19 protein-coding genes are annotated in these 22,509 nt (G+C 76.1%); 9 read left to right on the top strand and 10 right to left on the bottom strand.

Features of this window, described 5'->3' with window-relative positions:
- Positions 1–263: 263 nt before the first annotated feature.
- The 3 genes from OO48_RS26835 to OO48_RS26825 all read right to left on the bottom strand — a co-directional run bounded on the left by OO48_RS26835 (position 264) and on the right by OO48_RS26825 (position 2,468).
- The gene (locus tag OO48_RS26835; RefSeq protein WP_033220788.1) at positions 264–683 is read right to left on the bottom strand and encodes a PIN domain nuclease; all 420 of its coding nucleotides are present in this window, start codon (positions 681–683) and stop codon (positions 264–266) included.
- The gene (locus tag OO48_RS26830) at positions 680–880 is read right to left on the bottom strand and encodes a type II toxin-antitoxin system VapB family antitoxin (protein WP_033220786.1); all 201 of its coding nucleotides are present in this window, start codon (positions 878–880) and stop codon (positions 680–682) included. Before OO48_RS26830 ends, OO48_RS26835 begins: the two co-directional genes overlap by 4 nt.
- Positions 881–1,004: 124 nt before the next feature.
- On the bottom strand, positions 1,005–2,468 hold the full coding sequence (locus OO48_RS26825) for an NCS2 family permease (protein WP_033220784.1): 1,464 nt from the start codon (positions 2,466–2,468) through the stop codon (positions 1,005–1,007).
- 184 nt (positions 2,469–2,652) lie between these two features.
- On the opposite strand from OO48_RS26825, the gene OO48_RS26820 reads away from it, so the two are divergent.
- On the top strand, positions 2,653–2,922 hold the full coding sequence (locus tag OO48_RS26820; RefSeq protein WP_033220782.1) for a DUF2530 domain-containing protein: 270 nt from the start codon (positions 2,653–2,655) through the stop codon (positions 2,920–2,922).
- A gap of 76 nt (positions 2,923–2,998) precedes the next feature.
- Positions 2,999–5,434, top strand: coding sequence for an HAD-IC family P-type ATPase (locus OO48_RS26815; RefSeq protein WP_033220780.1), 2,436 nt, complete (start codon positions 2,999–3,001; stop codon positions 5,432–5,434).
- A gap of 51 nt (positions 5,435–5,485) precedes the next feature.
- Here OO48_RS26815 and OO48_RS26810 read toward each other — a convergent pair whose 3' ends face one another.
- The gene (locus tag OO48_RS26810) at positions 5,486–8,773 is read right to left on the bottom strand and encodes a sacsin N-terminal ATP-binding-like domain-containing protein (RefSeq protein ID WP_106970422.1); all 3,288 of its coding nucleotides are present in this window, start codon (positions 8,771–8,773) and stop codon (positions 5,486–5,488) included.
- Positions 8,774–8,987: 214 nt separating this feature from the next.
- The gene (locus tag OO48_RS26805) at positions 8,988–9,863 is read right to left on the bottom strand and encodes a DUF3027 domain-containing protein (protein WP_033220778.1); all 876 of its coding nucleotides are present in this window, start codon (positions 9,861–9,863) and stop codon (positions 8,988–8,990) included.
- A 489-nt stretch (positions 9,864–10,352) separates the two neighbouring features.
- Between OO48_RS26805 and OO48_RS26800 the strand changes: the two genes are divergently transcribed.
- From OO48_RS26800 to OO48_RS26785, 4 genes are all read left to right on the top strand, one after another.
- Positions 10,353–11,693: an MFS transporter gene (locus OO48_RS26800; RefSeq protein WP_051732865.1), complete on the top strand. Its 1,341-nt coding sequence runs from the start codon at positions 10,353–10,355 to the stop codon at positions 11,691–11,693.
- A 107-nt stretch (positions 11,694–11,800) separates the two neighbouring features.
- Complete coding sequence (locus OO48_RS26795) at positions 11,801–12,328, top strand: DUF2771 family protein (protein ID WP_033220776.1); 528 nt, start codon at positions 11,801–11,803, stop codon at positions 12,326–12,328.
- A gap of 12 nt (positions 12,329–12,340) precedes the next feature.
- The gene (locus OO48_RS26790) at positions 12,341–13,021 is read left to right on the top strand and encodes a futalosine hydrolase (protein WP_051732862.1); all 681 of its coding nucleotides are present in this window, start codon (positions 12,341–12,343) and stop codon (positions 13,019–13,021) included.
- Position 13,022: 1 nt separating this feature from the next.
- Entirely contained in the window at positions 13,023–13,874 is an 852-nt protein-coding gene (locus tag OO48_RS26785) for a 1,4-dihydroxy-6-naphtoate synthase (protein WP_033220774.1), read from the top strand.
- Between the two features lie 23 nt (positions 13,875–13,897).
- Here the strand turns inward: OO48_RS26785 and OO48_RS26780 are convergent, their stop codons facing one another.
- Positions 13,898–14,281, bottom strand: a complete 384-nt coding sequence (locus tag OO48_RS26780; RefSeq protein WP_033220772.1) for a cold-shock protein — start codon at positions 14,279–14,281, stop codon at positions 13,898–13,900.
- A gap of 323 nt (positions 14,282–14,604) precedes the next feature.
- On the bottom strand, positions 14,605–15,789 hold the full coding sequence (locus OO48_RS26775) for an alpha/beta hydrolase (protein WP_245194815.1): 1,185 nt from the start codon (positions 15,787–15,789) through the stop codon (positions 14,605–14,607).
- 124 nt (positions 15,790–15,913) lie between these two features.
- Between OO48_RS26775 and OO48_RS26770 the strand changes: the two genes are divergently transcribed.
- Positions 15,914–16,165 (top strand): hypothetical protein, encoded by a 252-nt coding sequence (locus OO48_RS26770; RefSeq protein WP_033220770.1) that lies wholly within the window; start codon positions 15,914–15,916, stop codon positions 16,163–16,165.
- A 34-nt stretch (positions 16,166–16,199) separates the two neighbouring features.
- Here OO48_RS26770 and OO48_RS26765 read toward each other — a convergent pair whose 3' ends face one another.
- Positions 16,200–16,808, bottom strand: a complete 609-nt coding sequence (locus tag OO48_RS26765) for an HAD family hydrolase (protein ID WP_033220768.1) — start codon at positions 16,806–16,808, stop codon at positions 16,200–16,202.
- A gap of 191 nt (positions 16,809–16,999) precedes the next feature.
- Here OO48_RS26765 and OO48_RS26760 point away from each other — a divergent pair, with 191 nt between their 5' ends.
- Positions 17,000–18,004 carry an ABC transporter substrate-binding protein gene (locus OO48_RS26760; RefSeq protein ID WP_033220766.1) on the top strand — a complete coding sequence of 335 codons (1,005 nt, stop codon included), beginning with the start codon at positions 17,000–17,002 and terminating at the stop codon, positions 18,002–18,004.
- Between the two features lie 77 nt (positions 18,005–18,081).
- Here OO48_RS26760 and OO48_RS38580 read toward each other — a convergent pair whose 3' ends face one another.
- On the bottom strand, positions 18,082–18,726 hold the full coding sequence (locus OO48_RS38580) for a hypothetical protein (RefSeq protein WP_157845543.1): 645 nt from the start codon (positions 18,724–18,726) through the stop codon (positions 18,082–18,084).
- Between the two features lie 860 nt (positions 18,727–19,586).
- Here OO48_RS38580 and OO48_RS26750 point away from each other — a divergent pair.
- The gene (locus tag OO48_RS26750; protein ID WP_051732858.1) at positions 19,587–22,085 is read left to right on the top strand and encodes a helicase-associated domain-containing protein; all 2,499 of its coding nucleotides are present in this window, start codon (positions 19,587–19,589) and stop codon (positions 22,083–22,085) included.
- Between the two features lie 17 nt (positions 22,086–22,102).
- On the opposite strand, the gene OO48_RS26745 is transcribed toward OO48_RS26750, so the two are convergent.
- Positions 22,103–22,384 carry a hypothetical protein gene (locus OO48_RS26745; RefSeq protein ID WP_033220764.1) on the bottom strand — a complete coding sequence of 94 codons (282 nt, stop codon included), beginning with the start codon at positions 22,382–22,384 and terminating at the stop codon, positions 22,103–22,105.
- Positions 22,385–22,509: the final 125 nt, after the last annotated feature.

The raw sequence follows: 22,509 nt of genomic DNA, 5'->3' as shown, positions 1-22,509 counted from the left end.
ACCCCCGAGATCTACACAAGGAGTATCGTCGGCAGCGTCAGATGTGTATAAGAGACAGCTGCTGGTCATCGTCATCGTCGTCCTCGCCCGCACCCCCGACCCCGCCCACCTCCTGGCCACCGCCACCCTCCTCACCGCCCGCCTCGCCCCCCTCCTCCGCGGCACCCCCTGGAACACCGCGACGGCCCTCCCCCGCACCGGGCGGGAGGGGGCCGTCGGAACGGGCCGGGCGCGTCGGAGCGGGCGGCGGCCGGAGCCGGAGGTCAGTCGGCCGTCCCGGCCGGCACCACCCAGCGGGCGGGCTGCCCGGTGATCGCAGCGATCATGTCGTAGTCGCCGTCGTAGTGCAGGACGGTGACACCGTGCCGCTCCGCCGTGGCCGCGATGAGCAGGTCCGCCATCGACAGCGCCCGGTGGTTCCCGCGGAACAGGGCCTGCTGCTGCACCTGCTTCGCCCGGTCCCACACCTCGTCGGGACACGGCAGGTAGTCGAAGCCCCGGAGCAGGTGGCGCATCCGCTCGGCCTCGGCCAGGGTGCGGGCGCTGAACAGCACCTCCATCTCCACCGTGGGGCTGACGGCGAGCAGGGCCCGCTGGGAGAGGTCGTCGAGCACCGGGCGCACGGACGGCTTTCCCCACCGCGCCAGGGCCGACTTGTCGATCAGGAAGTGCTCCCGGCTCACGCCACCGCCCGGCCGTCGGGCTCGCTGAGGAGGTCGAACTCCCCGCTGGCCACGGCGTCCGCGAACTCTATCCGGCGAGCGAGTTTGACGGCTTCGAGCAGGGCGGCGTTCACCGTGGCGACCTTGGTGGGCGTCCCGAAGAGCCGCTGGGCCTCCGCCAGGAGGTCGTCGTCAAGGTCGATGACCGTGCGCGTCATGGTCGTCCTCCCGTCAACTGCCGAACGCCCATGATATCGAGATCGCCCTCGATCCGATGTCGAACAGCGCGACGGCCCTCCCCCGCACCGGGCGGGAGGGGGCCGTCGGAACGGGCCGGGCGCGTCAGAGCAGGCCGAGGGCCGGCATCAGGTAGTAGAAGGCGAAGACGGCGGCGACGCCGTACAGCGCGATCGGGACGGTGCGGGCGCGGCCGGCGACGACGCGCAGCAGGCAGAAGGCGATGAAGCCGAAGCCGATGCCGTTGGTGATGGAGTAGGTGAACGGCATCATCACGATGGTGAGGAAGGCCGGCATCGCGATGGTGAAGTCGGACCAGTCGATCTCCCTGATGGAGTTCGCCAGGATCAGGAAGCCGACGGTGACCAGGGCGGGGGTGGCGGCCTGGGCGGGGACCATGGTCGCGAGGGGGGTGAGGAAGAGGGCGAGCAGGAAGAGCGCGCCGGTGACGATCGAGGCGAAGCCGGTGCGGGCGCCCTCGCCGACGCCGGCGGTGGACTCCACGAAGCAGGTGTTCGCGGAGGAGGAGGTCGCGCCGCCCGCGGCGGTGGCGATGCCGTCGACCATCAGGATCTTGTTGATGCCCGGCAGGTCGCCCTTCTCGTCGAGCAGGTGGGCCTCGTCGGCGACGCCGAGGATGGTGCCCATCGCGTCGAAGAAGCAGCTCATCAGCACGGTGAAGACGAACAGGACGCCCGTCAGCACGCTGACGTGCTGGAAGCCGCCGAACAGGCTGAAGTGGCCGACCAGGCCGAAGTCGGGGGTGGCGACCGGGTTGCCGGGCCAGGCCGGGACGGTCAGGCCCCAGGCGTCGGCGGAGAGGTCGGCGAACTCCTGGATGATCACGGCGGCGGCGGTCATCACGGCGATCGAGATCAGGATCGCGCCGGGCACCTTGCGGATGACCAGGGCCATGGTGAGCAGCAGGCCGAGGATGAAGATCAGCACCGGCCAGCCGTGCAGGTGGCCGCCGACGCCGAGCTGGAGCGGGACGGTGGTGTGGGCGGCGTCCGGGATGCGGGTGACGAAGCCGGAGTCGACCAGGCCGACCAGGGTGATGAACAGGCCGATGCCGATCGCGATGGCCTTGCGCAGGCCGAGCGGGACGGCGTTCATGACGCGTTCGCGCAGGCCGGTGGCGACCAGCAGCATGATCGCGACGCCGGCCAGGACGACCATGCCCATGGCGTCCGGCCAGGTCATCTGAGGGGCGAGCTGGAGCGCCACGATGGTGTTGACGCCCAGGCCCGCGGCGAGGCCGATCGGGACGTTGCCGATGACGCCCATCAGCAGGGTGGTCAGACCGGCGGTGAGCGCGGTCGCGGTGACCAGCTGCCCGCCGTTGAGGTGGGTGCCGTTCATGTCCGTGGCCGAGGCCAGGATGATCGGGTTGAGCACCAGGATGTACGCCATCGTGAAGAAGGTGGCGACACCACCGCGGACCTCGCGGGGCAGGGAGGAGCCCCGCTCGGAGATCTTGAAGATGCGGTCCAGGGCGCCGGACGGGGGCTGCGGCGCGTTCTGGTAGGGCTCGGGCGACGCGGTGGTCGACTGGGCCTGCGGAGACATGTCGGAGGTCCTCGATCGGGGGGAGGCCGGGGGAGACCGGGAGGAGCAAGGGTTGGGGGGATTATCAGTATGTCGATTCCGGTCGTGCACGCGCCATCTTCGCGCGTAGAGTGAGCCCGCTGCGGCCACCGCGGCCCCGACCGCCGCTCCCGGGCCGCCGGGGCGGCACCCTAAGCTAGGGCCCATGCCCAAGACCGCACTGCGCACCGCTCCCCCGCCCCTGGAGGGGAACGACGTCGCCATCGTCGGCACCGGCACGGTGCTGTGGTTCGTCGGCTTCGTGGCGCTGGTGCCGTTCCAGGGGTGGCTGTCCGACCACGGGCACGGCACCTGGCCGTGGATCTGCCTCTCCGGCGGCCTGCTCGGCCTGATCGGCCTCAAGTACTGCACGGCCCGCCGCGCCGCGATCCGCCGCGCCCGGGCCGCCGAGTCGGCCGGGGAGCCGGTCTCCTAGCGGGCGCCACCCGTCCGGCCGGAAACCGCCCCGAGGCGGGACGCACCGGGCAAATCGCCCACCTAGAGTCGGTGCCATGACGCACTCAGCGGAAGGCACCGCCCCGCACGGCCCCGTCCCGGGCCCGGGCGCGCACCCCACCGGCGCGGGCGGCGCGTACCAGCCCGGGCTGAGCGCGGCCGAGGTCGCCGAGCGGGTCGCCCGCGGGCAGGTGAACGACGTTCCGGTGCGTTCCAGCCGCTCGGTGCGGGAGATCGTCCGGGCCAACGTGTTCACCCGGTTCAACGCGATCATCGGGGTGATGTTCGGCATCATCCTGGTCGTCGGCCCGATCCAGGACGGCCTGTTCGGCCTGGTCATCGTCGCCAACACGGCGATCGGCGTCGTCCAGGAGCTGCGCGCCAAGAAGACCCTGGACAGCCTCGCGCTGATCGGCGAGGCCCGTCCCCAGGTCCGCCGGGACGGCGCCGCCGCGCAGGTCCCCGCCGGCGGGATCGTGCTGGACGACACCGTGCTGCTCGGCATCGGCGACAAGGCGGTGGTGGACGGCACCGTCACCGAGGCGGACGGCCTGGAGATCGACGAGTCGCTGCTGACCGGCGAGCCCGACCCCGTCCTCAAGCGCCCCGGCGACCACGTGATGTCCGGCTCCTTCGTGGTGGCCGGCGCGGGCGCGTTCACCGCCACCAGGGTCGGCAGGGAGGCGTACGCCGCCAGGCTCGCCGAGGAGGCCAGCAGGTTCACCCTGGTCAGGTCCGAGCTGCGCACCGGCATCGACCGGATCCTGCGGTTCATCACCTACCTGCTGGTGCCCACCGCGATCGGCCTGGTGGTCAGCCAGCTCGCGGTGCAGCGCAACGACTGGAAGGAGGCGGTGCGCCGGATGGTGGCCGGCATCGTGCCGATGGTCCCCGAGGGCCTGGTGCTGCTCACCTCGGTGGCCTTCGCGATCGGCGTGGTCCGGCTCGGCCGCAAGCAGTGCCTGGTCCAGGAGCTGCCCGCGATCGAGGGCCTGGCCCGGGTCGACACCGTCTGCCTGGACAAGACCGGCACCCTCACCGAGGGCGGCATGGACCTGGTCGACCTGCGCCCGCTGGCCGGCCCCGACGGCGCCCCGCGGACCGACAGGGGCGTGCTGGCCGAGGCGCTCGGCGCGATCGGTGCCGCCGACACCCGCCCCAACCCCAGCATGCGGGCCGTCATCGACGCGTACGGGCCGCCGCCGGAGGGCCGCTGGCGGCTGCTGGAGGCGGTCCCGTTCTCGTCCGCCCGCAAGTGGAGCGGCGTCCAACTGCTCGAACCCGGCGGCACCGAGGGCAGCTGGCTGCTCGGCGCCCCGGACGTGCTGCTGCCGGCTGGCTCCCCCGCGCTCGCCGAGGTCGACGAGCTCGGCGCGAAGGGCCTGCGCGTCCTGCTGCTGGGCCGCAGCCCGCTGCCGCTGGACGACCCCGCCCCGGCCTCGCGACTGCGGCCGCTGGCCCTGCTGGTGCTCCAGCAGCGGCTGCGCGAGGACGCCGCGGACACCCTGCGCTACTTCCGCTCCCAGGACGTCCGGGCCAAGGTCGTCTCCGGCGACAGCGCCGTCTCGGTCGGCGCCGTCGCCGCCCACCTCGGGCTGCCCGGCGCCGAGACCGCCACCGACGCCCGCACCCTGCCCACCGACCCCGAGCAGCTCGCCGAGGCCGCCGACCGCACGGCCGTCTTCGGCCGCGTCACCCCGCAGCAGAAGCGCGCCCTGGTCGGCGCCCTGCAGTCGAAGGGCCACACCGTCGCGATGACCGGCGACGGCGTCAACGACGTCCTCGCCCTGAAGGACGCCGACATCGGCGTCGCCATGGGGACCGGCTCGGACGCGACCCGGGCCGTCGCCCAGATCGTGCTGCTCGACGACCGCTTCGCCACCCTGCCCTCGGTGGTCGCCGAGGGCCGCCGGGTGATCGGCAACATCGAGCGCGTCGCCGGGCTGTTCCTGGTCAAGACGGTCTACTCGGTGCTGCTGGCCCTGCTGGTGGTGTTCACCCAGGTGCCGTACCCGTTCCTGCCCCGGCACTCGACGGTGCTGTCCTCGCTGACCATCGGCATCCCGGCGTTCTTCCTCGCCCTGGCCCCCAACAACGAGCGCGCCCGCACCGGCTTCGTCCGCCGCGTCCTGCGGCTGGCCGTCCCCGGCGGCGTCATCTGCGGCGCCGCGACCTTCACCGCCTACGCGCTGGCCCGCGGCGACGACGAGACCACCCTGAAGGCCGACACCTCGGTCGCGACGCTCACCCTCTTCATCGTCGCCATCTGGGTGCTCGCCATCGTCGCCCGCCCCTACAGCTGGTGGCGCCTGCTGCTGGTCGGCACCATGTCCGGCGCGTTCGCCCTGGTCCTGGTGGTCCCCTGGCTCGCCGACTTCTTCCAGCTCGAACTCGTCGGCTGGCGCGACCCGTTGACCGGCGTGGCGGTCGCCCTGATCGCGGGCTGCCTGCTGGAGACCTCCTCGCGCCTCTTCGCCGAGAAGAACCCGTAGGGCGCGCGTCCGGGGGCTCGGGGAACGGCGGGCCCCCGGACGCCCGCCCCGCTACTCGTAGTCGCGCGCCGCCAGCAGCTCGTACGCCCGGTCCGGTTCGGTGAGCGCCGCCAGGATCTCGAAGCGGCGGTGCCACTGGTGGACGGACCAGGCGAGGCCGGCGGCGAGGCCCTCGGGGGTGGCGGCGTGCAGCAGGCCGGGGACCGGCGGGACGTCGAACTCGTCGTCCTCGTCGGCGGCTTCGGCCTCCTCCGGGTCGTAGGGCAGTTCGGGGGCGGTCGCGGCGGTGTCCCAGCGCCAGGCCACGTGCGCCTCCTCGCCGTCGGGGCCGACGACCAGGAGCTCGTCGTGCTCCTCGTAGACGGCGGGGCAGCCGGGCAGCAGTTCGCGCACCACCGCGGGGGTGCGGTGCAGGGTGCCCTCGGAGAGCACCCGGCCGCCGGCCACCTCGCTGGCCAGCGAGACGTGCAGGCGCTCGGCGAGGGCCGGGGCGAGCAGCGGGTGGACGGGCAGCACGGCGTGGTCGTGGAGGAGTTCGACCAGGTCGGGGGCGTCGGCGACGACCGCCGTGCCGGCGTCCACGATGACGGTGCGGTCGTCGCGGCGGCCGGTCGCGCCGTCCAGCGGGGCCAGCGCCCGGACCACGTCCAGCGGTTCGACGCGCTCGGCCGGGAGGGCGGCCAGCAGGCTGTAGATGCCGTGCAGTTGGCGGTGGCTGACCTCGGAGAGCGGGTCGGTGAGCCGGTCGATCAGCTCGTCGGGGCCGTGCGGTTCGGCGAGCAGCGCGTTCAGCGTGGTGCGCACGCCCAGCGCGTGCAGGAACTGCGGGTCGAGGTCGGTGCGGGCCTCGTCGTAGAGGCCGCGCAGCAGCGGGTCGGCGCCGGCCGCGCGCAGCCCGGCCGGTTCGCGGCCGTCCAGGACGGGGTGGTCGCGCAGCCACCAGGCGGTGTACGAGGGCAGGTCGGTGTAGCTGCCGTCGGGCAGCAGGGTGCGCACCGGCGCCACCACGGCGTCCCGGTACGGGGGCCGGGCGAGCAGGGCGAGCGCTTCGGGCCAGGCGTCGTCGGCGACCAGGTCGAGGTCGCGGACGGCGAGCAGTTCGGCGGCGACCGGCGGGACGCCCAACTCGGCGGCGTCGTCGGCGTGCAGGGAGTCGAGGGCGTCCTCGCACCACTCGGCGAGGCCGTCGGGGGCCTCGTCGATCAGGCCGGTGGGGGCGCCGCCGGCGGCCCGGTCGGCGGGGGCGGTGGGGTCGAGCCGCTCCAGGTCGTCGGGGTCGAGGACGACGTCCTCGGCGCGCACCAGGGTGAAGGAGGTGAGCGCGCCGGCCGCGGCCAGCACCTCGGGGCCCCAGCGCTCCAGCAGGTCGTCGTCGACGAAGGCGGCCTCGTCCTCGTCCACCAGGTGGGCCAACGGGCTCTCGGGGAGCAGGAGTTCGCCGGCCCGGGCGAGTTCGCCCTCGTCGTCGGGCAGGGCGAGGCGGGACAGCCAGGGGTGTTCGCCCGGGGCCGGGGCGGCGGCCTTGACCAGGGCCAGGACGGCGTCGGCGAGGTCGACGGCGGCGTCGTAGTCGTCCTCGCCGACCTCCAGCGAGCGGGCGACGGCGGCCCGCACCTCGGGGGTGTCCAGGACGCCGGCGGGGGTGGCGGTGGCGGCGCCGAGCTTGGCCAGCAGCGGGTGCGCGGCGTCGGGGTGGGCCAGGCGCAGGTCGAGCAGGTCGAGGGCCTCGGCGAGCGCGTCCGGGTAGCCCTCGTAGCCGGCCCAGTCGGCGGCGTCGGAGGGCAGCAGGACGCGGCGCGGGCCGGTGACGGTGCGGCCGTCGGCGAGCGGGACGGGCAGCGCGCCCAGGGCCTCCGGGTCGGCGCCGGCCAGCGCCGCGTACAGGCTCCGCCACCAGGCGGGTTCGCGCTCCAGGCCGCCGAGCTGGTCGACCACCTCGGCGAGCGGGGTGCGGCGCACCTGCAGGGTGCGCAGCTCGGTGCGGCGCTCCAGACCGGCCGGGAGCAGGCCGGGGAAGACCGGGGCGAGCGCCTCGACCACCGAGTGGTCGGCGCCCTCCAGCAGGACGGCGTCGCGCGGGCGCAGCGCGGGGGCGCCCTCCTCGGTGCCGCGCGGGTGCGGCAGGAACGGGACGTCGGGCAGGCGCTCCAGCACGGCGGCGCGCAGCGCGCCGTCCAGGGCGCCCTGGCCGAGCGGGGCGGGGACGAGGTCGAGCGAGTGCGGGTCGGCGCCGCGGGCGCGCAGCAGGTCGGCGTAGGCGTCGGCGGCGCGCTCGGTGAGGAAGTCGGTGAGCGGGCCGGGCGCGACGTGCCGCCGGGTCGGGTCGAGCGGGTAGGAGGCGATCAGCAGCGCGGGCACGCCGAGCGGTTCGTCGCTGGGCGTGGGCGCGTGCACCACGGCGGCGGTGCGCGGGCGCTGCGGGCGGCCCTCCCCGTCGACCGGGACGGCCCAGGTGAGCGTCCAGTGCGGGCGGGCGCGCTCCTCGGTGGTGCGGTCGGCGAGCAGTTCGGGGGCGGCGGTGCCGGCGGCGCTGACGGTCTGCCAGGTGGTGGTGCGCTCCCCGTCGGTGATCGTCACGGTGGGCAGCTGCTCGGGGCGCGGCGGGTGCGCGGTGCGGGTGAGGGTGCGCACGCCCCCGTCGGTGTCGACGACCACCTCGGCGAGGCCCGGCAGGGTCAGCAGCAGGGCGTCGTCGATCTCGGCGAGCAGCCGGCGGGTGAGGTCCTCGGCGGCGGTGTCGCGCAGCGGCAGGACGACCACGGTGTCGTAGCCCTCGGGGGCGTCGCCCTCGGCCGGGAACGGCACCCGGAGCACCGGCAGGTGGCCCTCGCGCCGGGTCAACTCCCCGGTGAGCTGCGGGATGTCGGCGACCAGCGTGCGGGCGTCGGTGAGCGACCAGCGCACGCCGCCGGTGCGGCCGAGCACGGCGGGCTCGTCGCTGACGGCCAGCACGGCGGCGAAGCCGACCCCGAACCGGCCGACCACCTCCCGCTCGTCCTCGCGCTTGGCGGACGCCCGCAAGGTGGACAGCGACTCGACGCCGGCGGCGTCCAGCGGGGCGCCGGTGTTGGCGGCGGCCAGCACGCCGTCGCGCAGCGTCAGCCGCAGCCGGCCGGTGACGCCCGCGCGGGCGGCCGCGTCGGCGGCGTTCTGCGCCAGCTCGACGATCAGCCGGTCCCGGTAGCCGCCGAGCGCGAGCTCCTCCTCGGCGTTGGCGTCCTCCCGGAACCGGGCGGGCGCGGCCGTCCAGGCGGTGAGCACGGTGTGCCGCAGCCGGGCCGTGTCGAAGACGTCCGATTCCCCGGGGGACGCCGCGCTGCCGATGATCCGAGACTCCACGTGCCGAGCCGCCCTTCGCGTGGTCTGCGTACGAGTCGGCATTCTGCCAGGGGTCTCCGACGGCCCCGTACACGATGGACGGCGACCGGGGCGCGCGACGGGGGTGCGGGGGGCCGCGCGGAGCGCGGACGCACGTCAGCAGGACCGCGGGGCGGGCGGCGACTCGCCGCCCGTTCGCGGTCCTGCTGTCCGCGCACCCGCCGGAGCGCGGCGCTTACGCGTGGCCGAGTTCCTCGGCCGGGGCGTCGGGCTCGACGGAGCCGGAGGTGCGGTCGGGGTGGAGCGGGAGGGGTTCCACGACGGTCTCGTCGAGGATGAGTTCGCTGGGGACGGGCGGGGCCGGGAGGACGGCGGCCTCGGAGTGCGCGCCGCAGCCGTAGGCGAGCGAGACGACCTGGCCGTCGGCGGGGCCGAACTCGTTGCCGCAGACGCCGAACGCCTGCCCGAGCGAGCCGCCGATCGGGATCAGGAAGCCGCAGGTGTTGCAGGAGGCGGGGGCGGACTGCGCCATCGGGGTCTGCGGGCCGTACGCGGTCTCCCAGCGTTCGGCGGCCTGGTGCAGGCCGTGCCGGGAGAGCACCCGGGGGCGGACCAGGCCGAGCTCCTCCGCGATCGCGCTGATCTTGGCGCGGGCGGGCACCGGCTGGATGTCGGCGGGCGGGGCCTCGGCCTCGGCGGCCTCGACGAGCGCCGAGTTGGGGGCGGGCTCGTCCTCGCCGGTCCAGCCGGGCTCCAGGCGCAGGTCGTCGGCGCCGGTGGGCAGCAGGTCGCCGGGGCCGAGGTCGCCGGGGCGCAGGCGCTCGCTCCACGGCACCCACTGCGGGGCGAGGACGGCGCCCTCGCCGGGGAGCAGGGCGACCTCGTCCAGGGTGACGTTCTTGGCGCGCGGGGCGCGGGCGACGGTGACCGCCCAGTGCCAGCCCCGGTACGCCGGGTCGAGGCATTCGAAGGTGTGGGTGACGACGCGCTCGGCGTCCGCGCCCGCCTTCACGTGGGGGCCGACGACGGCCTCTCCGACGCTGTCCACCACTGCCTGGCGGGCGAGGTCGACGGCCTCTGCACAGAGCCGGTCAGGGGTACGGCTTCGCATCGCAGCACTCACGGCGTCGGTTCTCTCCCAGTCCTGTCATCCTGCGGCCTCGCGGCGGTGCCCGGCGGGCGGGCTCACGCCGGCTGCCGCTGCCACGTCTCCGGGGCGGCCCCCGCGAGCACGGGGCCGATCCATTCTGCTAGACCCGGGGCCGCTCCGGGGCCGGGCCGCGCCGCCCAGGTCGGCCACCCCCCTGCGGGAAGCCGGGCACGCGCGTAGTGCAGGCTACCCGCCGGTCGGCGGTACAGCACAGTCCGGGCCGCGGGGACGGGCGCGCCGACGCCCGGACAATCACTCGTTAGGTCTGTGATTCTCGGGCAGGATGGGTGTGTGGCGGAGGAGAAACCGCCGCAGCACGGACCGCGTCCCGGGCAGTCCGAAGGCAGTTCGGGGGCGTCGGCCGTGTCGCGGCAGCACCCTGTGGCCCCCGGTGAGCCGGAGGCGGGTGACGCGCGCCCGACGGCCCGTCAGGAGGAGGGGCGGCCGACGGTGAAGGCCCGCGGCTTCTGGGCGCGCGGCGCGTCGGCGGTGGGGGTGCGCACCGGCCGGGTGGTGCACGGGACGGGCCGGCGGATCCGGCGGGCGACGTCGGCGGAGGGCGCGGGCGAATCGGGCCTGGCGAAGCTGATCGAGCTGCACGCGCTGAACTCCTTCGGCGACATGCTGATCACGGTGGCGCTGGCGTCCACCATCTTCTTCTCGGTGCCGACCGGCGAGGCCCGCGGCCGGGTCGCGCTCTACCTGCTGATCACGATGGCGCCGTTCGCGCTGCTCGCCCCGGTGATCGGCCCGCTGCTGGACCGGCTGCCCAACGGCCGCCGCTCGGCGATGGCGATGTCGATGCTGGCGCGGGCGGTGCTGGCCTGGGTGATGGCGGCGGCGGTGACCGGCGGCGGCCTGGCGCTGTACCCGGAGGCGCTGGGCGTGCTGGTGGCGTCGAAGGCGTACGGGGTGGTGCGCAGCGTGGTGGTGCCCCGGCTGCTGCCCGCCCAGTTGTCGCTGGTGAAGGCGAACTCGCGGGTGACGCTGGCGGGTCTGCTGACCACGCTGGTGGCGGGCGGGGTGGGCGGCCTGCTGCACCTGCTCGGCCCGGGGTGGCCGTTGCGGGGCGCGTTCGTGGTGTTCGTGATCGGGACGCTGATGGCCTTCCACCTGCCGCGCCAGGTGGACTCGGCGAAGGGCGAGCAGCGGGCGGAGCTGCACGCCGAACCGCAGGAGCCGCGCCCCAAGGGGGTGCTGCGGGCGGTCGGGCCGTCGGTGGTGATGGCGCTGCGCGGGGTGGCGGCGCTGCGCTGGCTGGTCGGGTTCCTGGTGATGTTCCTGGCGTTCCTGATCCGCCGGGACCCTCCGGGCGGCCTGCAGGGGACGGTGGCGCTGGGCCTGGTCGCGGCGGCGGCGGGCCTGGGCAACGCGCTGGGCTCGGCGCTGGGGTCGTGGCTGCGCACCCGCGGGTCGGAGGTGACGGTGACGGCGGTGCTGGCGCTGGCGACGGTCGCGGCGGGCGCGGCGGCGCTCTGGTACGGGGTGGTGACGGTGACGGTGGTGGCGGGCGTCGCGGGGATGTCGGCGTCGCTGGGCAAGCTGGCGCTGGACGCGCTGATCCAGCGGGACGTGCCGGAGGCGGTGCGGACCTCGGCGTTCGCCCGGTCGGAGACGGCGCTCCAGCTGAGCTGGGTGGCGGGCGGCGCGGTGGGCATCGCGCTGCCGCTGAACGCGGTGCTGGGGCTGACCGTGGCGGCGGGGGTGATGACGGTGATGCTGCTGTGGACGCTGCACTCGCTGCTGCGGATCGGGCCGCGCAGGTCGGCGGCCCGGGCCCGGGTGGCCTGAGCCGCGGGCCGGGCGGCGGGCCGCGGCGTGTCCGCGCACGGCGTAACCTCGGGCGACTCGGGCACCCCGGCGTCGTGTGATCACGGAAGGCGAGTAGCCTCTTGCGCATGAGCCTCAGCACCCGTGCCATCGCCGGTATCGCCGGCGTCGTCGTCGTCGGCGCCGCCTCCCTCGGTACCGGTATCTACTGGGCACACGACGCCGGCAAGCCCCGCGAGAACGTGGCGACGATGGTGGTCGGCACCTCCACCACCACCGCGGCCCCCTTCTGCTACAACGACGGCAAGCCGCTCGACAGCGACTACATCAACGCCTGCGCCGAGCGCGCCCAGAAGGCCAGCGAGGCCAAGCAGCTCCCGACCCTGGACGTCCGCTCCAGCGACCGGATCGGCGTCGGCGTGCCGAAGGAGCTGGCCGACAAGGGCTGGTACGCCATGACCGACGGCGGCAGCAGCAGCGGCTCCCGCGCCTCGATCATCAGCAACGCCAAGGGCGTGACGTACTCCGGCTCGAAGTCCGCGGCCGGTCTGATGTCCGCCGGCGACATCACCTCGGTGACCGTCGTCTCGCAGGACCCGGCCTCCAAGGACCTCTACGCGGTCTGGTTCTTCGACCTGAAGAACCAGGCCAGCTGACGCCGCCGGTCGATGACCGCTGAGCGCACCGACGAGCAGCCCGGCCCCGCGGCCGGGCTGCTCGTCGTCGTCGCCGTGGCGGCGGAGGCCGAGGCGGTGCGGCGCGGGCTGGGCCCGGACTCGGGGGCCGAGGTGCTGGCGGCCGGGGTCGGCCCGGCGGCCGCGGCGGCGGGGACGGCGGCGGCGCTGGCCCGCGGCCGGTACCGGCTGGTGCTGTCGGCGGGCATCGGAGGCGGTTTCGCGCCCGGCGCGCCGGTCGGCTCGCTGGTGGTGGCGGACGCCGTGGTGGCGGCCGACCTGGGCGCCGAGACGCCGGACGGCTTCGCGGACGTCACCGAGCTGGGCTTCGGCACCGTGCGGCACCCGGTGCCGCCCGCGCTGGTGAAGACCCTCGCGGTGGCCTGCGGCGGGGCGGTCGGCGAGGTGCTGACGGTGTCCACGGTGACCGGTTCGGCGGGGCGCGCCGAGGTGCTGAGGAGGCGTCACCCGCGGGCGCTGGCCGAGGCGATGGAGGGTTTCGGGGTGGCCGAGGCGGCCGCCCGCTGCGGGCTCGCGGCCGGGGAGCTGCGGGCCGTGTCCAATGCCGTCGGGCCGCGCGACCGCGCGGCCTGGCGGATCGGCGAGGCGCTGGCGGCCCTGGAGGGGGCCTTCGCGGCGCTGCCGCCGGTGCCACGTCTGCTCCAGGAGGTCTGAGATGGCCGAGCCGCTCAGCGTCGCGTACTCGCCCTGCCCGAACGACACCTTCGTCTTCCACGCCTGGGCGCACGGCCTGGTGCCGGGCGCCGGCGCGCCCGAGGTCAGGTTCGCGGACATCGACGTCACCAACGGGCTGGCCGAGCGCGGCGAGCTGGACGTCCTGAAGATCTCCTACGGGCAGCTGCCCTGGGTGCTGGACGAGTACGCGCTGCTGCCGTGCGGCGGGGCGCTGGGCCGGGGCTGCGGGCCGCTGGTGCTGACGGCCGGGCCGCTGGAGGCGGCGGCGCTGGCCGGGCGGCGGGTGGCGGTGCCCAGCGAGCGCTCGACGGCGTACCTGCTGTTCCGGCTGTGGGCGGCGCGGGCGGTGCCGGGCGGGTTCGGCGAGATCGTGGTGCTGCCGTTCCACGAGATCATGCCGGCCGTCCGGGCGGGCGAGGTGGACGCCGGGCTGGTGATCCACGAGGCCCGCTTCACGTACCGGCAGTACGGGCTGCACTGCCTGGCCGACATGGGCGAGGCGTGGGAGGCGGCCACCGGGCTGCCGATCCCGCTGGGCGCGATCGTGGCCCGGCGCTCGCTGGGCACCGAGCGGCTGCGCGAACTGGCCGACACCGTGCGGCAGTCGGTGCGCGCGGCCTGGGCGGACCCGGCGGCCTCCCGGGAGTACGTGCTGGCGCACGCCCAGGAGATGGACCCGGCCGTCGCGGACCAGCACATCGGGCTGTACGTCAACGAGTTCACCGCGGACCTCGGCGAGGAGGGCTACGCGGCGGTCCGCGGCCTGCTCACCCGGGCCGCCGAGCAGGGGCTCGTCCCCGCCGTCGACCCGGGCGCGCTGGCCTTCCCCTGACCGGGGACCAGGGGACCGGCGGATCAGACGTCGAACTGGTCCGCGATGGCGCGCAGCACCATGGCGATCTTCTGGCCCTCCGGCTTGCTCGGGTAGCGGCCGCGCTGCAGGCCGGGCAGCACGCTGTCCAGCTTGGTGATCAAGTCCTGGACGATCGGGGCCATGTCGTCGGCGCTCTTGCGCTGGGCGGCGGCCACCGAGGGCAGCGCGTCCAGCAGTTGGACGCTCATCGCCTGGTCGCCGCGGTGGCCCGCGGCGATGCCGAACTCGACCCGCTGGCCCGGCCTCAGCGTGGTGACGCCCGCGGGCAGCGCCTTGGTGTGGACGAAGACCTCGCCGCCGTCGTCGCGCGACAGGAAGCCGTAGCCCTTCGTCTCGTTGAACCACTTGACCTGGCCGGTGGGCATCTCGAACAGTCCTCGGTATGGGTGCGTGCGGCCGCGTCGGGCCGCGGGTGGATGTGCGGACGGGCGCCCGGAACGGGCGGCCGGTTTCGCTCAGTGGAGCAATGATCCCTCAGCGTTCACCGGAACGGCGAAGGGAATCCGGACCGGGGCGTGGCCGTGCCTCGCGCCTGCTGCGCCGTCCACTGGCTCACACCCCCGATCGGTGACGGGCGGGCGTTCGTGGACCGTCGTCAGGCCCGCCCGCGCGATGGCTGCATACCCGGGGGTGGTGCGGGTCGAAACTCCTTGCGCGCGGGGAGTTGCGCGCTGTGACGCACGGCCGGTCAGGAGGGGTCGGCCAGGTGTCCGTCGAGCCAGCCGAGCGCGGCCGGGAGCATCCGGGACCAGGTGGCGAAGTTGTGCCCGCCGCGGTCCAGGGTGATCGCCGAGACCCTGGTCGCGGTGGACCGGGCGGCGGCCCGGAACCGCTCGGTCTGCTCGTGGTAGTCGCCGTCGCCCTCCCGGCCGCCGCCGACCAGCAGCGCGGTGGCCGGGGCGGGCAGGTGCGCCAGGCGCCACTCCAGGTCGGCCTGGTCGCGGCGCCCCCGGTCGCCGCCGAACAGGTCCCCGGTGGTCGGGTCCTCGGCGGCCCGGTAGTAGCCGGACAGCGAGGCCGCGGCGGCGAACACGTCGGGGTGACGCATCGCCAGCTTCAGCGCGCAGTACCCGCCGGTGGAGTTCCCGATCACCCCGAACGCGCCGGGCCCGGACGCGATCCGGTACGAGGCGCGCAGCGCGGCGGGCACGTCGGCGCTGAAGTACCGGTCGGTCTGCGGTCCGCCCGGCACGTCCTCGCACTCGGTGTCCCGGGGCATCGCCGGGGAGGGCCGCATCAGCACCAGCACGGCCGGCTTGGCCCGGCCCTGCTCGGCCAGCTTCAGCTGCACGGACGGGTAGTTGAGCTTGGTGACCAGGTTCCTGGCGTCCCCGGGGAAGCCGGTGATCGCGATCACCGCCGGGAAGCGCCGGTCCCGGTAGGCGGGCTGGAAGTACTGCGGCGGCAGGTAGACGTAGCCCTCGGTGGACAGGCCGGTGGACGCCCCGGGCAGCCGGACCCTCTCCAGCCGGCCGGCCTGCTCGGGGGCGCGGCCGGTGGCGCCGGTGTCGCGGACGCTCTCGGTGGACAGCCGCTGAACGCCCGGGTCGCGGCCCAGCAGTTGGTCCTGGACGGTCACCGGGCCGTTCTCGCCGGTGCCCAGCAGGTCGCCCCAACTGCTGTAGAAGGCGAAGTAGTTGTTGGCCAGCAGGGCGAGCGTGCAGATCACCGACAGCTGGGTGCCGACGATGGTGCCGAGCCGGCCCAGCACCGGCCGCCAGCCGCGCCCGGCCAGCCGGGGCCAGATCCGGACCGTGCCCGCCACCGCCAGCACCGACAGCAGTGCCGACAGCGCCAGCACCTTGTGACTGGTCAGCCCCATCTCGCCGTACGCCCCCGTCCGTCCGTTCCCGCTTCCCGTTCCGATCAGCATGCCTGAGGGATTCCTGGGAACCCTGAGCGTTCAGTCGGAGCGCGCGGCGCCGCGCCCCCGCCGATCGGAGGGGGCGCGCGGTGGGACAATCGGGGGGAACGACCCGCGCGAAGGAGTGGTGAGAGTGAACGACCGGCCCGGCAGCACGGGGGACGTCCTGGTCCGCGTCGGCGGCATCGTGTTCGTCCTCGGCATGCTGTCCGTCATCGCGGTCTTCGTGCCGTACGTCTTCGACCTGACCAGGCTGCCGTCGTTCGCGTACTGGCTGGCGATGCTGATGCCGCTGGGCCTGCTGGTGGCGCTGTCCGGCCTGCTCGCCGACGCCCGGGCGGGCGCCCGGCGGCGGCGCGCGAAGCAGGCCGCCGCCGCCGGCTGAGAGCCGGACGGCTTGCGGGCTGCCGGCTACCCGGCTACCGGGCCAGGTGCCCGGCCAGCCAGGCGGGGAACTCGGTGAGGTCGCGCAGCACCGCGTCCGCGCCGGCCGCGGCGAGTTCGGCCGCGCCGTACGGGCCGGTGGCCACCCCGACCGCGACGGCGTCGGCCGCCCGGGCGCCGCGGATGTCGCCCAGGTGGTCGCCGACGTACACGTCCGCGCCGTGCGCGCGCAGCGCCTCGCCCTTGGTCTCCGCCCACAGGTCGCCGACCAGCACGTCCACCTCCAGGCCGATGCCCTCCAGGTGGCGGCGGGCGTTCGGCTCCCACTTGCCGGTGATCACCAGCACCCGGCCGCCCGACTCCCGGACGGCGGCCACCGCGGCCAGCGCACCGGGCAGTTCGAGGGCCGGCGCGATGGCGTGCTCGACGTACAGCTGGCGGTAGCGGTCGGCGACGGCGTCCAGGCGCTCCGGCGGGTACCAGTGGGCGAGCTCGTGCACCAGCGGCGGGCCGAGCCGGCTCACCGCCAGGTCGGAGTCGATGACGGTGCCGGTCTCGGCGGCCAGCACGTCGTAGGTGGCCTTGATGCCGGGGCGGGTGTCGAGAAGCGTCATGTCGAGGTCGAAGCCGACGGTGAGAGCCATGCGGCCAGCCTAAGCCGCCGCCTCCGGGCCCGGCCGGGCGCACCTCCCGGCCGGGCCCGGGCGCGGGCGCGCCGGACCGGCGCTCCGCCCGACCGGTTCTCCCGGCGGCTCTCCGGCCGGAAAGACCCGACGCAAAGCCGCATCACGGACATACTGGCCAGTGCCGTCCGTCCGACCGCCGGAGGTCCCAGGTGCCACCCCCGCTCTCCCGCCGGGCCGCCCTCGCCGGGCTCGGCGCCGCCCTGCTCGCCGGCTGCGGCCCGCACGTGCTGCCGGCCGGCCCGCCGGTGCCCGGTTCGGGCGAGGACACCGAGCAGCCCGCCACGCCCAGCCCCAGCCCGCGCCCCGACGTCACCGTCCCCGGCGCGGGCGGGCCGGTCACCGTACCCGGCGGGGCGGTGCGGGTGGTCGTGCTGGACACCGCCGAACTGGACTCCGCGATGACCCTGGGCATCACCCCGGTCGGCGCCGCCAAGGCCCCGCTGGACGCCGCGCTGCCCGGCTACTGGCCCGCCTCCCGGCTGGCCGGGGTGACCGTGGTCGGCGACATCGGGGCCGCGCCCGACACCGCGGCGATCAGCGCCCTGCGGCCGCAGCTGATCCTCACCGACCTGGCCGGCGGCGCCGACCACACCGCGGCGCTGCGGGAGATCGCCCCGACCGTGGCGACCCGGACCACCGGAGCGTCCTGGAAGGACGACTTCCAACTGCACGCCACCGCCCTGGACCGGCACGAGCAGGCCGCCGCCGTGGTCACCGCCTACCAGCGGCACGTCGACCAGGCCCGCGGCGCGCTCTCCGCGGCCGGGGCCGGCGGGCAGCGGATCAGCCTGGTCCGGTTCGTCGAGGGGTCCCCCGCCGTCCGCGTCCTCGCCCGGCGGAACTTCCCCGGCAGCGTCCTGGCCGACCTCGGCCTGTCCCGCCCCGACGCCCAGAACGCCGACCGGCCCGACCTCGACGCCGCCCCCGCCCAACTCGCCGCCGCCGACGGCGACCTGCTCCTGTACGCGGGCTACGGCGACCCCGACCGCAACGGCCTGAACGCCACCCTCGCCTCCCCCGCCTGGCACGCCCTGGGCGCCGTCCGCGCCCACCGCGCCTTCCCCGTCGACGACCAACTGTGGTTCCAGGGCATCGGGTACACCGGCGCGCACTTCATGATCGCCGAGCTGCTGCACCTGCTCGGCGCGGGCTGAGCCCGGCCGGGACCGCGCGGACGAGCCCGACCGCAGCGCCGCGCCGGTGCGAGCCCAAGGGCCCGGCAGGACTCCCGTCAGCCCTTGCGGCGGCGCAGGGTCACCCCCAGGACGAACAGCGCCGACAGCACCGCCGCCACCCGCAGCACGGTCGGGGCGGCGCTCCAGGTCACCGCGCCCGCGTCCGATCCGGGGGACAGCGCGCTGCCCCAACGCCCCTTCTCCCGGCCCCAGTTCCACACCGTCAGGCCGGTCACCGTGATCAGCGGGATGCCCAGTACGGCGAACTTCCGCACCAGGTCGGTCCAGCCCCGGGACAGGTACGCCGCCGCCCAGCCCAGCAGCATCGCCAGCAGCGTGCCGGTGACCGCCCCGCCCAGCAGCAGGGCCGCCCCGAGCAGCAGCAGCGGGGCGGGCTTGCGCGACCCGGCCGCCACGGGGGCGGGCGCGGGGGCCGGCGGGGCCCCGGGGGCGGCCTTCGGCGTGCCGAACAGCACCGCCCGGAGGATCCGCGCCGCCCCCGGGCGCGGCCGCTCCGGCTCCGGCTCGGGCGCGGGCTCCGGCTCGGGTTCCGGTTCCGGCGCGGGCTCCGGCTCGGGCGCGGGCTCCGGCAGGTCGTCGTACGTGATGGTCCAACCGGGCTGTCCCGCACCGAAGTCCGGGGTGTCCGGGTCCTCCGAGTAGGCGAAGACCTTCTCGACCTCGGCCGGGGAGGACACCACCGGCGGTCGCGCCCGGACCGGACCGGCGGCCGGGGCCTTCGGCGGCCGCGGCGGGGCCTCAGGGGCCGCCGGGGCCTCCGGCGGTCGGGGCGGGGCCGCCGGAGCCGCCGGAGCCTTCGGCGGCGAATCGGCCGGCTGCCGGGGCAGGTACACGCTCTCCGTGCCGTCCCCGCCGCCCTCGCGCCACCACGAGCCGCCCGCCATCGCCCCGCCACCCGCTCTCACGTCCGCGTACCCGCCGCCCACCGAGACGGTACCCACCCGGCCCCTCCCGAAGCGAGCCCCGTCCGGCCCTGGAGCACCGGCCGCCGTACGAACGATCCGCTGGGGCGAGGGTGATCCGCACCGCCCGTTCCCCGGCCCCGACGGCCCGTCAACCCCGCCGCCACCGCTGCGCCCCGCCGCCGACGCCCTGCGCGGCTTCGCCGAACGCTTCGGCGGCGACTGGCAGTCGGGCCGGCCCGAACCGCCGGCCGGCCCCTGCGGGCTGTCCGGGTGCGTCGAGGGGCCCGGGGCCCGGCACGTGGTGCGAGGCCGAACCGGGCCCCGTCCGACCCGTTGGAGCGGCACCCGCCGCCCGGTCCGCCGTGGGGGCCGGCCGTCCGGGTCGCCGGGCGCTGCGCGGCGCCGGTCGGCCGCGGGTCCCACCGGGCCGACGGGCTCCCCGGGCGGGCCTTCGACGGTCGTGGCCGCCGTCACCGCGCTCGCCGAGGGCGTCCGGTGGGCCGTGGACCGGGCCCCGGCCGGGCCCCCGGAGTCCCGGGCCCGGCACCCCCGGCCCTGCCGGGCGGGCACCGGTTCACCCCGAGTTCGTCCGCCGTTCTGGGCCGCGACGGGAGGCGTTGACTAGTCTGGACCGGATGACCGCACCGCAGAGCGCGCCGCGCGCCACCCGCGCCACCGCACCCCGCACCCTGGCCGAGGAACTCCGCGGCCGGGGCGACGAGGCCGTCGCCGCGCTGCTCCGGGCCCGCCCCGACCTGCTGAACCCGGTGCCGACCGACCTCACCCAGCTGTCCGCCCGGCTCTCCAGCCGGGCGTCCGTGCTGCGCGCCCTGGAACGGCTGGACCGGTTCACCCTGCAGGTCGCCGAGGCGCTCGCCGCCGCCCCCGAGGGCGCCTCCGAGACCACCGTGCGGAACCTGCTGGCCGGGCCCGCCCGGGTCAAGCCGCACCCGGGCGCCGAGCCCGTCGACCGGGCCGCCGTCACCGCCGCGCTCCCCGCCGCGCTGGCCCGGCTGCGCGAACAGGCCCTGCTGTGGGGCCCGGACTCCGCGCTGCGCCTGGTCCTGGCCGTCCGCGAGACGCTCGCCCCCAGCGCGCTCAACCCCGGCCGCACCGGCCTCGGCCCGACCTTCGCCGAAGCCACCGCCGGCATGTCGCCCGCCCGCCTCCAGCAACTGCTGGCCGGCACCGGGCTGCCGCCCACCCCCGACCCGGTCACCGCCGTCACCGCGCTCACCGCCCTGCTCGGCGACCGCAAGCGCCTCGGCGCGCTGCTCGACCAGGCCCCGCCCGCCGCCCACGGCCTGCTGGAGCGCCTGGTCTGGGGGCCGCCCACCGGCACCGTGCCGGACGCCGCCCGGCAGGTCACCGCCGAGGAGGCCCGCAGCCCCGTCGAGTGGCTGCTCGCCCGCGGCCTGCTGCTGCCCTCCAGCCCCGGTTCGGTCGTACTGCCCCGCGAACTCGCCCTGCACCTGCGCGGCGGCCGCACCCACCGCACCGTCGACCCGGCGCCGCCCGCCGTCGCCCCCGTCGTCGGACGCGACCCGGACACCGCCGACCGGACCGCCGCCGGGCAGGCCGCCACCGCCGTCCGCACCGTCGAGGAGTTGCTGGAGTCCTGGAGCCTCACCCCGCCGCCCACCCTGCGGGCCGGCGGCCTCGGCGTGCGCGACCTCAAGCGGGCCGCCGCCCTGCTGGAGGGCACCGAGGGCGACGCCGCGTTCTGGATCGAACTCGCCCACACCGCGGGCCTGCTGGCCCCCGACGGCGAGGTGGACGAGGTCTGGGCCCCGACCCCCGCGTACGACGCCTGGCTCCAGCAGGACACCGCCGAACGCTGGACGCTGCTCGCCCGCACCTGGCTCGCCGCGACCCGGGTCGGCCGGCTCACCGGCACCCCCGACGGCAAGGGCCGCCCGCGCGCCGCGCTCGGCCCCGAACTCGACCGCACCCTCGCCCCGTCCGTGCGCCGGGCCGTCCTCACCCGGCTCGCCGAGCTCCCGCCCGGCACCGCAGCCGGCCCCGACGCCCTGCTGCCCGCCCTGCGCTGGCACCGCCCGCTGCGCGGCGGACCGACCGGCCCGGACGGCCGCGACCTGCGCGACCAGCTCACCGGCTGGACGCTGCACGAGGCCGAACTCCTCGGCGTCACCGGCCGCGGCGCCCTCGCCGCCCCCGCCCGCGCCCTGCTCGACGGCGCCGACCCCGCGCCCGTCCTCGCCCCGCTGCTGCCCGAGCCGCTCGACCACGTCATCCTGCAGCCCGACCTCACCGCGATCGCCCCCGGCCCGCTGCTCACCCCGCTCGCCCAGGCCCTCGCGCTGGCCGCCGACATCGAGTCCAAGGGCGGCGCGACCGTCTACCGCTTCACCCCCGACTCGGTCCGCCGCGCCCTGGACGCCGGGCGCACCGCCGCCGACCTCCAGGCGTTCCTGGCCCAGCACTCGCGCACGCCCGTCCCGCAGCCGCTCGCCTACCTGATCGACGACGTCGCCCGCCGGCACGGCGTCCTGCGGGTCGGCGCCGCCTCCTCCTACCTGCGCTGCGACGACCCCCGGCTGCTCGACGAGGTGCTCGCCGACCGGCGCGCCGCCGAACTGCGGCTGCGGCTGCTCGCCCCCACTGTGCTGGCCGCGCAGGCCGGGCCCGAGACACTGCTCGCCGTGCTGCGCACCATGGGCTACGCGCCCGCCGCGGAGTCCGCCGAGGGCGACGTGGTGATCACCCGGCCCGACAGCCGCCGCACCCCGCCGCGCACCCCGCCGCAGCCCGTCCCGGACGGCCCGGCCCGCCCGGACGACGCGCTGCTGGCGGCCGCCGTCCGCGCCATCCGGGCCGGCGACCGGGCCGCGACCGCCGTCCGCAAGGACCCGGTGGCGGGCCCGGCCTCCCGGGCGAGCGCGGCCGTCCCGCGCACCGCCGCCGCCGACACCCTGGCCGCCCTGCAGACGGCCGTGCTGCTCGGCGAGCGGACGTGGATCGGGTACATCAACGCGGAGGGCCTCTCCTCGCAGCGCGTCATCGACCCGGTCAAGGTCGAGGGCGGCTTCGTCACCGCCTACGACCACCTCTCCGACGAGGTCCGCACCTTCGCCCTGCACCGGATCACCGGCGTCGCCGAGGTCGAGGAGTAGGGCGCGGGCCCGCCCCGCTACTTGCCGGCGGCGTGCTTGGCGTCCTCCTCGGCCTTCTGCTTCTTCGCCTCGTCCACGATCGCGTGCGGGTCCGGCATCTTCGGCTCGACGCCGGTCAGCAGGCCGGTGCCGGTGAAGGCGACGGTGCCGATCAGACCGCCGGGCCGGCCGATGTCGGCGACCTGGTCGAGGGCCATCGCCTCGGTGTCGGCGGCGTGGGCGGGCGCCGCCCCGAGGGCGGAGGCGAGGGCCGCGCCGGAGAGCGCCAGGCCGGCCAGGAATCGGTTGGGCTTGATCATGCCCTGCCCAACGAGCGAACCCCCCGCGGGTCACTACCCCGGTGGAACGGGACGGGGTGCGCGCCTCAGCGCCCGCGGCTGAGCGCCTTGGCGGCGGCGCCCGGACGTCGTCGCCGCCCGGACGT

The sequence above is a fragment of the Kitasatospora phosalacinea genome (genome assembly GCF_000716545.1).
Taxonomy (GTDB): Bacteria; Actinomycetota; Actinomycetes; order Streptomycetales; family Streptomycetaceae; genus Kitasatospora; species Kitasatospora phosalacinea.
Note: the sequence above shows the minus strand (reverse complement) of the source record. Positions and strands in the feature narration are given on the sequence as shown.

Bases quoted from the DNA above. Each gene is read 5' to 3' on its own strand.
- OO48_RS26830 (WP_033220786.1), bottom strand. From the start codon at position 880: ATGACGCGCACGGTCATCGACCTTGACGACGACCTCCTGGCGGAGGCC.
- OO48_RS26825 (WP_033220784.1), bottom strand. From the start codon at position 2,468: ATGTCTCCGCAGGCCCAGTCGACCACCGCGTCGCCCGAGCCCTACCAG.
- OO48_RS26820 (WP_033220782.1), top strand. From the start codon at position 2,653: ATGCCCAAGACCGCACTGCGCACCGCTCCCCCGCCCCTGGAGGGGAAC.
- OO48_RS26815 (WP_033220780.1), top strand. From the start codon at position 2,999: ATGACGCACTCAGCGGAAGGCACCGCCCCGCACGGCCCCGTCCCGGGC.
- OO48_RS26805 (WP_033220778.1), bottom strand. From the start codon at position 9,863: ATGCGAAGCCGTACCCCTGACCGGCTCTGTGCAGAGGCCGTCGACCTC.
- OO48_RS26795 (WP_033220776.1), top strand. From the start codon at position 11,801: ATGAGCCTCAGCACCCGTGCCATCGCCGGTATCGCCGGCGTCGTCGTC.
- OO48_RS26790 (WP_051732862.1), top strand. From the start codon at position 12,341: ATGACCGCTGAGCGCACCGACGAGCAGCCCGGCCCCGCGGCCGGGCTG.
- OO48_RS26785 (WP_033220774.1), top strand. From the start codon at position 13,023: ATGGCCGAGCCGCTCAGCGTCGCGTACTCGCCCTGCCCGAACGACACC.
- OO48_RS26780 (WP_033220772.1), bottom strand. From the start codon at position 14,281: ATGCCCACCGGCCAGGTCAAGTGGTTCAACGAGACGAAGGGCTACGGC.
- OO48_RS26775 (WP_245194815.1), bottom strand. From the start codon at position 15,789: ATGCTGATCGGAACGGGAAGCGGGAACGGACGGACGGGGGCGTACGGC.
- OO48_RS26765 (WP_033220768.1), bottom strand. From the start codon at position 16,808: ATGGCTCTCACCGTCGGCTTCGACCTCGACATGACGCTTCTCGACACC.
- OO48_RS26750 (WP_051732858.1), top strand. From the start codon at position 19,587: ATGACCGCACCGCAGAGCGCGCCGCGCGCCACCCGCGCCACCGCACCC.
- OO48_RS26745 (WP_033220764.1), bottom strand. From the start codon at position 22,384: ATGATCAAGCCCAACCGATTCCTGGCCGGCCTGGCGCTCTCCGGCGCG.